We start from the raw sequence: 8,617 nt of genomic DNA on the forward strand, positions 1-8,617 counted from the left end.
GCGCCAGTCGAGTCAGATCATGCTTGTGTTATAACATTACATAAAACGACCGCAACCCTGCCGGTGGTCATGTCCATAGGATGGAGTTGCCGTATAGGCGCGGTCGGATCGTCAGCCGCGACGGAATGCGGCGGGGGTACGGGCGCCGACGATGATCATGCGGATCATCGTGGAAATCTGTTCGACCAGTTCCGGATCCTTCTCCGGCGGCAGGTCCATGGCGGTGGCACCCATCGCGAAGACCAGCCGGGTGATGGCCTTGGCCACCAGTTCGGGGGCATGCAGCACGGCGCCATCCAGCGCGGCCAGGCGCACCAGGTCGTGCTGCAGCTCTTCCTCGAAGTAGTGCAGCTCACGCTCGACCGCGTGCTTGAAGTCGTCCGAACCGACCGCGCCTTCGCGCAGCAGTACGTGCAGCAGCTTGTCGTCGGCGCGCAGCTGCTCCATGAAGGTCTCCACCGAGACCCGTACCACGCTGGTGGCGGTGGAGGTGGCGCGCTGGCGGGCCTCGCCGATGATGGTGCGCAGCGAACGGCCGGCTGCATCGATCAGCGCCACGGCCAGTTCGTCCATGTCGCGGAACTGCCGGTAGAAGCTGTTCGGCGCAATGCCGGCCTCACGTGCCACTTCGCGCAGGCTGAGCGTGGACAGGCTGCGGTGCGGCCCGATCAGTTTCAGGGCGGCGGCCAGCAGATCCTCGCGGGTCACCGTACGGCGGGCCGGGCTGTTGGCATCTTCGGGCGTCGACAAGGCGGTGGCGGCGGCCATGGGGGTTCCGGTAGGGCGAGGCTGAATCATACCCAATCCGGTTCAATATACACATGTATACACAGGTGTATGTGCGCCCGTATAGTTCACTCATGAGCGCTGTCGTCCGTCCGTCCCTGTTCTCTCCGTACCGCTGGGTGTCGCCGTCGCTGTTCGATTTCTGGGCGGGCCAGCTCAATCCCCTGTGGACCCTGCGCGAGCCGGTGGCCCGCCTGGTCCGCCGCGAGCCGGCTGGCGAGGGCGCGGCGACCCTGGTCCTGCGCACCAACCGGCACTGGGCCGGCATGCGCGCCGGCCAGCACGTTAACCTCGGCGTCGAGATTGAAGGACGCCTGTGCCAGCGCAGCTACAGCCCCACCGCACTGGGTCGGCGCGAGCTGGCGATCACCGTCAAGGCGATCGACGGCGGCCGGGTCAGCCAGCATCTGGTCAACCATGCACAGCCGGGCGAACTGTTCCGCCTCGATGCCGCCTTCGGCGAGTTCCAGATGCCGGCCGCGGCGCCGGTGCTGCTGCTGGCTGCCGGCAGTGGCATCACGCCGATGCGCAGCCTGTTGCGCGACGCCTGCCAGCGGCCGCTGGCAGCACCGGTGGACCTGTTCTACTGGGAGCGCACTGCTGCCCATCTGCAGTTCCGTGATGAACTGCGGGCGCTGGCTGCGGCACATCCGAACCTGCGCGTGCATCTGCTGGCCACCCGCGAGGGTGAGGCGCCGGCCGCGCGAATTGATACCCATGATCTGCAGGTGGCCGGTGATGACACGCCGCTTGCGCAGCGCCATGTGCTGGCTTGCGGCCCGGACGGCTTCGTTGCCGCTGCGCGCGAACGCCTGGCGCACCAGGTGGCCGGCTTCCAGGCCGAAGCCTTCACCCCGCCGGCGCCGCTGCGCGATGCCAGCAGCGAAGGAGAGGTGTCGCTGACGCTTGCGCGCAGTGGCCGCCAGCTGAGCGTGCCGCGTGGCCGCTCGCTGCTGGAAAGCCTGGAAGCGCATGGCATCAAGCCCAAGCACGGTTGCCGCATGGGCATCTGCAACACCTGCACCTGTGATCGCGTCAGTGGCGCCACCCGCCACCTTCGCACCGGCGACCTGCAGTCCGAAACGGCACAGCCGGTGCGGATCTGCGTGAGCGCACCGACCACCGACCTGACTCTGGATCTCTGAGGACGCCTGCCATGACCCGCGCTACCGACCGTGCCCTGAGCACCGCCGAGATGCATGCCTTCGGTGAGGAACTCGATGCGATCCGCGACCGTGTGATCGGCAGCCTCGGCGCCTCCGATACCCGCTACATCCGCCGTGTGGCTGCCGCCGTGCGATGGTTCGGCGTGGGTGGCCGTGGCCTGCTGTTCCTGGCAGCATTCTCGCCGCTGTTCTGGATGCCGCTGCTGTGGCCGGCCGCGATCACTGGCACGCTGCTGCTGGCGTTGTCGAAGATCCTGGAGAACATGGAGCTGGGCCACAACGTCATGCACGGCCAGTTCGACTGGACCGGCGACCCCAAGCTCAATGGCAACACCTACGAGTGGGATATCGTTGCCACCGCCGACAACTGGCGCAAGACCCACAATTTCCGCCACCACACCTATACCAACGTGCGTGGCATGGACGATGACATCGGCTACGGCCTGCTGCGCATCTTCCCGGAACAGCGCTGGAAGCCGTTCTACCTGCTGCAGCCGATCATCGCGCCGATCTTCGCGCTGCTGTTCCAGTGGGGCGTGGCCGCGCAGGACCTGCGCCTGGGCCGTTGGCTGAAGGGCCGCATCAGTGGCCGTGCGATGTGGATGCAGACCCGCCCGGTGGCGCGGAAAATGGCCCGCCAGGTGCTGAAGGACTACGTGTTCTTCCCGCTGCTGGCCGGCCCGTTCTTCCTCACCGTGATGCTGGGCAACATGGTGGCCAACGGCCTGCGCAACATCTGGACCTACGTGATCATCTTCTGCGGCCACTTCACCGCAGAGTCGGAAACCTTCCCGAAGGAATGCCTGCGCAATGAATCGCGCGGTCACTGGTACCTGCGCCAGCTGCGCGGTTCGTCCAACATCAGCGGCGGCTTCCTGATCAATGTGCTGTCGGGCAACCTCAGCCACCAGATCGAGCACCACTTCTACCCGGACCTGCCGGCCAACCGCTATGCGGCCATTGCCAAGGAAGTGAAGGACATCTGCCGCCGTTACGGCCAGCACTACAACAACGGCTCGCTGCCGCGCCAGTTCGGCCAGGTGGTCTGGCGCATCCTGCGCCACGCGTTCCCCAGCAAGCCGCGCCGCCTGCCGATGCCGGACATCATGTCCGCACCGGCATCGGCCAACGCGGGCTGATCGACTCAGCCCGCCTTCGCCAGGGCCGCCTGTTCGCGGTCCAGGCGGCGCAGGAACACCTGCATTTCCTTGTGTGCCTGCTGGTCACCCTTGCTGCCGGCCACGCTCAAGCCGCGTTGCCATGCTTCGCGCGCCGCCAGCGGCTGGCCACTGGCCAGCCAGGCTTTGCCCAGCAGCTTCCACGCCGCGGAATACTGCGGATCAAGCACCACGCACCGGCCCAGATGGGTGGCCGCGCGCACCGGGTTCCCCGCATCCAGCCAACCCTTGCCCAGGCCGAAGCGCAGCAGCGCGCCGTCCTTGCCGTTGGCAAGCATGCATTCCAGGGCTTCGATGTTCATCCGCGCACCTCCACCAGCAATTCGGTGGGGCCGGGCTGGAAGCGGCCACGATGGAACAGCAGCGGCGCGCCGCCGTTCTCGTGCACTTCGATGATGCGGCCAGCCAGCAGCAGATGATCACCCACCGGCCACTGTGCGTGGCGGGTACAGGTGAGATGGGCGACCGCACCGGCGATGCGTGGTGGGGCATCCTCGTCATCATCCAGCAATGCCAGGCCGTCGAAGCGGTTGCGGACCTGCGGATCGGCAAAGCGCCGGGCCAGCGCTTCCTGGTCGGCCGCCAGCACGCTGATCGCAAAGCGGGTGGCGCGCTGGAAGGTGGACAGGCTCTGCGCATGCAACGCCAGGTTCCACAGCACCAGTGGCGGCTGCAATGACACCGGCACGAACGAATTGATGGTCAGGCCGATGGGTTTGCCCTGCGCATCGCGCGTGCAGACGATTGCCACGCCGGTAGGAAAGTGACCGAGCAGCCGCCGCAGGGCCCGCGGCGGCATCTCGACCGACGGCACCGGGGCCGGGGCGGGGAAAACCCCCGCCCACGGCCCGGCGTACGGCAGCGTTTCGCCGCTCATGAGGCCCTGGCCTGGCGGTAGCGCCGGCCGACCTCGGCCCAGTTGATGATGTTGAAGAACGCACCGATGTAGTCCGGGCGACGGTTCTGGTAGTGCAGGTAGTAGGCGTGTTCCCAGACATCCAGTGCGAGGATCGGGGTGTTGCCGGACAGGCCCACGGCCGCACCCATCAGCGGGCTGTCCTGGTTGGCGCTGCTTTCCACCTGCAGGCGACCATCGCGATCGCTGGTCAGCCAGGCCCAGCCGCTGCCGAAGCGGGTCTGCGCCGCCTTGGTGAAGGCCTCCTTGAAAGCATCGAAACCGCCGAGGTCACGGTCGATGGCGGCGGCCAGTTCGTCATCGGGCGCACCACCGTTGGTGCTGAGCACGGTCCAGAACAGGCTGTGGTTGGCGTGGCCACCGCCGTTGTTGCGGATGGCGCCGCGCTGCGCCTCGGGCACGGCATCGAGGTTGGCGATCAGCGCCTCGACCGGCTGCTCGGCGATGCCGGCCTGCTCGATGGCGGCGTTGAGGTTGTTGACGTAGGCCTGGTGGTGCTTGCTGTGGTGGATCTCCATCGTGCGCGCATCGAAATGCGGCTCGAGGGCGTCATAGGCATAGGGAAGCGGGGGAAGCGAGTACGACATCGAAGCAATCTCCGTGGGGAAGGCCAGAGAGGCTGGCCGTGGGGAGATCGTTATCGCACCTCAACATTGGTTGAGGTCAAGGGGAAGGATTGAAATGCGTGAAAGGGAGCAAGAGCGACGTTGTAGTGCCGGCCACTGGCCGGCAATCAGCGAAGGTCGGGTTGGCGGCCAGCGGCCGGCACTACGAGAACCCGCTTTTCGAACCTCACCGGCGCGCTGATGTGTTGCCCGCGCTCGCAGGAAACCGTCGGGTGGCGGGGGAAGGGGCTGGCCGGGACACGCCGTAAACCCATCCTTGGGGGCTCGATGGCGCCATCCATGGCGCCAACGGTCCCGGCCAGCCCCTTCCCCCGCCACAACCGATATCAACAAAAGCGCCGGCAGACGAACCCGCCGCCAGCGCCTTCATCAACTCAACTCAACCAATCCTTGCACGCGCCATCTACCTGATCGCCGCACGCCTGCTGCATCCGCTGCTGCAACCGCGCCAGCGTCTCCGCGCCCTGGTGCTTGCCGCTCCACGCCTTCAACTGCCCGGCCAGGCGCTCGAAGCGTTGGCGGGTGCGCTGGTGGTAGCCCGACGGCTGTGCCTCCAGCTCGGCGATCAGCGAGGCGGTCGCCTGCTCGATGCGTGGTGCATCGTTCGGTGCCAGCTTCAGCAGGCCTTCCACGTACAGCACGCCCCACTGCACGCGGGTGGCCGGGCCCTGTGCACCGTCGTAGGCACGCTTCAACCACTCCAGCGCACCGGCGGTGTCGCCGCGCTGCTCGGCCAGTTCGGCCAGCTCGGGCATGTAGTAGTACGGCTGTTCGCTGCGCTTCAGTTCCGCCAGCAACAGCGACTCGGCGCCTGCGTCGTCGCCGACCTGGCGTAGTGCGTAGACCGCGCTGCTGATCGTGGCCTGGCGCGCATGCGCATCGGTGGCGGCAGCGTCGGCAGCAGCCACGCGCTGCTTGACCCGATCAACCAGGGCCGCGGGCAATGCGCCCTTCGGCTGCTGCAGGCGGGCCAGCGACACTTCGGTCAACGCACGCGACAATGCGTCGTCGGCGCGGTCGCCGCGCTCGGCGTCTGCCCGCTCCAATGCCACCAGCAGCTGCTGTCCCAGCGTGTTGCTGGTGGCCGGCCCGGCACTGGCCTGCTTGACCAGCTGCACGCCTGCATAGCCCAGCAACTCACGGTTGCGGCGGACTTCGGCGGGCTGCGCCAGCACGGCCTGCAGCAGCTCGCGTACTTCGGTGGGCGAGGCATCGGGCTTTTCGGCCGTTGCCGAGGCCAGCAGAGCGAAGCGGCGCTGCAGGGCAGCGTCGGGTGCGGCCTTGGACAACTGGCGCAGCACATCCTCGCTGCTGCGCTCGCCGGCCAGGCGGTTGGCGTCCACTTCCCAGCCGTAGTCGCCCAGCACCTGCCAGTCTTCTGCGGCCAGTCGGTCCGGCGTTGCCAACGCGGTGGCCAAGGTGGCGGCAACAGCACCGCGGCGGCCTGCGGCGACGGTCAGTGCCCGGGTCAGTTCGGTGGCATCATTGCCGCCGGCCACGCGGGTGATTTCGTTGCGCTTTGGGTCCAGCACGATCAGGGTCGGATAGCCGCGTACGCCGAAGCGCTCACCCCAGGCTTGCGCACCTTCCTCGTCGCCATCCAGGTAGACGGGAACGAATTTGCTGGTCAGCGCGATGAAGGCCGGGTCCTTGAACAGGCCCGCCTTGAGCTGGTTGCACGGTGGGCACCAGACGGCGCCCCAGTACAGCAGCACCGGCTTGCCGCTGTCGGCGGCCTCGGCGAAGGCATCATCGACATCGCCCTGGCGCCAGGCGATTGCCTTGGCCGGCGCGGGCACCTCGGCGGAGTTGGCGATGGAGACCGGGGCCGGGGTGCAGGCGCTCAGCGCCGAAGCCAGCAGCAACATAGAAAGCGCGACGCGCATCGGCAGCATCTCGAAGGGCAGGGTGACAGGCCATTGTAGGAACGGCCGGGGAGCCTGCTGATTCAGTTTGCTTATGACGGGCGTGCCGCAGGGCATGACGCCCGCCGGGCATTGGCCGGCGGATGCCTTCAGGCCGCTGCCCGCACCATCTGCTGATACACCAGCCCATTGAACTCGCCGACGTCGCCGTCCAGCACGAAGCCATAGCGCAGGTAGGTTGGCACTGCATTGAGTGAGGCGCGCACGGTCAGGACCGGCTCGCGCACCTGCGGGAGCACCGCGTCGAACAAAGCATGGCCGATGCCCTGGCCCTGGTAGCCGGGATCGACGAACAGCATCGCCAGGTGCCGGCCTTCCTTCAGTTCGATCACGCCGACGACGCGGCCGTCCTGCTCGGCCACCAGGATGTGGTTGTCGCCCTGCAGGCGCGCGCCGAACGCTTCGGCCGCGGCGACGCTGCCGAAGGTGGCGATGCCGGCCGCGCTGAGCGAAGGTGCGACCGCCGCAGTGAAGGCAGCCAGGCACACCGTGCTGATCGCGGGCAGGTCATCGACGTGGGCAGGGCGGATCGTCGGCATGCAGTGTTCTTCCGGTGGTGGGCGGCGCGTCATCGTTGCCCCATGCCTGCACGCTAAGCTGGCGGCATGAGTGATTTCAATCCCGCGTACGCTGCCTTGTTTCCGCAGCAGGGTCTGAGCCTGGGCCTGATGACGCCCGTGGCGTCGCATGGGTTGGCCGATCCACGTGAGGCGCGACGTATCGCGCGACTGGCCGATGACCTGGGCTTTGCCGCGTTGTGGACGCGCGACGTGCCGCTGATGGTGCCGCAGGGTCCGGACGCGACAACGAGCGCGTTGGACGACCCGTTCCTGTGGCTGGGCATGCTGGCTGCGGCGACCGAGCGCATCGTGGTCGGCAGCGCGGCCATCGTGCTGCCATTGCGCCATCCGCTGCAGGTGGCGAAGTCGGCCTTGAGCCTGGACCGGATCAGCGACGGCCGCTTCGTGCTGGGCCTCGGGTCTGGCGATCGGCCGGAAGAGTTCGCGGCATTCGGCGAATACCTGGAGGGCAGGGCGGCGACGTTCCGTGAGCGCTGGACCTTGTTGCGCGCGGCGTTGTCACCTGAGGCTGAAGAAAGGGCCGAGGTACTGCAGGTAACCGGTGGCTTCGACGTGCTGCCGGCCCCGGCCACGCGCATTCCGATGCTGGTGGTGGGCACTGCGCGGCAGAGCCTGCAGTGGATCGCACGGGAAGCCGAAGGCTGGGCCACCTATCACCGCGAAGAGGCCGCGCAGGAAGGGCGCATCGGCCTGTGGCAACAGGCGCAGGCGCAAGGCGCTGGGCCAGGCAAGCCGTTCGTGCAGTCGATGTTGCTGGATCTGCAGGCCGATCCGCAGGCACCGCCCGAGCCGCTGCCACTGGGCCTGAAGGTCGGCCGCGACGGCTTGCGTGACTACCTGCTGCGCGTGCATGCGCAGGGCGTGGGGCACGTGATGTTCAACCTGGTCGACAACGGGAGGCCGATGGACGCGGTGCTGCGTGAGATCGGGGAGCACGTTCTGCCATACACGCTCCGGTAGGTGTCCACCTTGGTGGACACGCTCCAGCAGTCGAGCACGGCTCGACTCTACATGGCGTTCGCATCTGCGTATCATTCGCATTTGATATCCCGATGCCGGAGCCCCGCGTGACCCAACGTTCCCCCATGCCCCCGACCGGACGCCTGTTCGCCGCGGTCGCTTTCATCGAGGCCGTGACCTGGGCCGGCCTGCTCATCGGCATGTGGATGAAGTACGGCCCCATGACCAACGTGGCGCTGGTGAAGCTGTTCGGGCCCCTGCACGGCGCGGCCTTCCTGGTGTACGTGGCGGTCACGCTGTTTGCGGCGGTGCGCCTGCGCTGGCCGTGGTGGGCCAATGCCCTGGCCCTGCTGGCGGCCATCCCGCCGTTGGTGACGCTGCCGCTGGAGTGGTGGTTCAAGCGCCGTGGCCTGCTGGGCCTGCGTGCGATGCGCTGAACCCACTGTTGCATGCCCATTCAAGAGAATGGGTATCAAATG

General features: G+C 67.4%; 10 protein-coding genes. 4 read left to right on the top strand and 6 right to left on the bottom strand.

All coding sequences use genetic code 11. From position 1 onward, the window contains the following. Positions 1-111: 111 nt before the first annotated feature. A complete protein-coding gene (fabR, locus tag ACTJJM_RS00265; protein ID WP_019336273.1) occupies positions 112-768 on the bottom strand; it encodes an HTH-type transcriptional repressor FabR in 657 nt (218 codons plus the stop codon). Between the two features lie 92 nt (positions 769-860). Here fabR and ACTJJM_RS00270 point away from each other — a divergent pair, with 92 nt between their 5' ends. Together ACTJJM_RS00270 and ACTJJM_RS00275 are read left to right on the top strand one after the other, a co-directional pair. Next, positions 861-1,931, top strand: a complete 1,071-nt coding sequence (locus ACTJJM_RS00270) for a ferredoxin reductase (protein WP_313411590.1) — start codon at positions 861-863, stop codon at positions 1,929-1,931. A gap of 11 nt (positions 1,932-1,942) precedes the next feature. After that, positions 1,943-3,091: a fatty acid desaturase family protein gene (locus ACTJJM_RS00275; RefSeq protein ID WP_010485207.1), complete on the top strand. Its 1,149-nt coding sequence runs from the start codon at positions 1,943-1,945 to the stop codon at positions 3,089-3,091. A gap of 5 nt (positions 3,092-3,096) precedes the next feature. Here the strand turns inward: ACTJJM_RS00275 and ACTJJM_RS00280 are convergent, their stop codons facing one another. The 5 genes from ACTJJM_RS00280 to ACTJJM_RS00300 all read right to left on the bottom strand — a co-directional run bounded on the left by ACTJJM_RS00280 (position 3,097) and on the right by ACTJJM_RS00300 (position 7,136). Next, complete coding sequence (locus ACTJJM_RS00280; RefSeq protein WP_019336271.1) at positions 3,097-3,432, bottom strand: tetratricopeptide repeat protein; 336 nt, start codon at positions 3,430-3,432, stop codon at positions 3,097-3,099. Beyond that, entirely contained in the window at positions 3,429-4,007 is a 579-nt protein-coding gene (locus tag ACTJJM_RS00285; protein WP_021204258.1) for a flavin reductase family protein, read from the bottom strand. The genes ACTJJM_RS00280 and ACTJJM_RS00285 overlap by 4 nt, the downstream gene beginning before the upstream one ends. Beyond that, positions 4,004-4,633, bottom strand: coding sequence for a superoxide dismutase (locus ACTJJM_RS00290; RefSeq protein WP_049480884.1), 630 nt, complete (start codon positions 4,631-4,633; stop codon positions 4,004-4,006). Before ACTJJM_RS00290 ends, ACTJJM_RS00285 begins: the two co-directional genes overlap by 4 nt. A gap of 413 nt (positions 4,634-5,046) precedes the next feature. Beyond that, entirely contained in the window at positions 5,047-6,567 is a 1,521-nt protein-coding gene (locus ACTJJM_RS00295; RefSeq protein WP_272773640.1) for a thioredoxin family protein, read from the bottom strand. A gap of 119 nt (positions 6,568-6,686) precedes the next feature. Next, the gene (locus ACTJJM_RS00300; protein WP_049455092.1) at positions 6,687-7,136 is read right to left on the bottom strand and encodes a GNAT family N-acetyltransferase; all 450 of its coding nucleotides are present in this window, start codon (positions 7,134-7,136) and stop codon (positions 6,687-6,689) included. 66 nt (positions 7,137-7,202) lie between these two features. On the opposite strand from ACTJJM_RS00300, the gene ACTJJM_RS00305 reads away from it, so the two are divergent. Continuing rightward, on the top strand, positions 7,203-8,138 hold the full coding sequence (locus tag ACTJJM_RS00305; protein WP_049455093.1) for a TIGR03571 family LLM class oxidoreductase: 936 nt from the start codon (positions 7,203-7,205) through the stop codon (positions 8,136-8,138). Positions 8,139-8,263: 125 nt separating this feature from the next. After that, positions 8,264-8,575 (top strand): DUF3817 domain-containing protein, encoded by a 312-nt coding sequence (locus ACTJJM_RS00310; RefSeq protein ID WP_440865110.1) that lies wholly within the window; start codon positions 8,264-8,266, stop codon positions 8,573-8,575. Positions 8,576-8,617: the final 42 nt, after the last annotated feature.

This window comes from Stenotrophomonas sp. 22692 (assembly GCF_052045015.1).
In the GTDB taxonomy this organism is placed as follows: domain Bacteria; phylum Pseudomonadota; class Gammaproteobacteria; order Xanthomonadales; family Xanthomonadaceae; genus Stenotrophomonas; species Stenotrophomonas geniculata.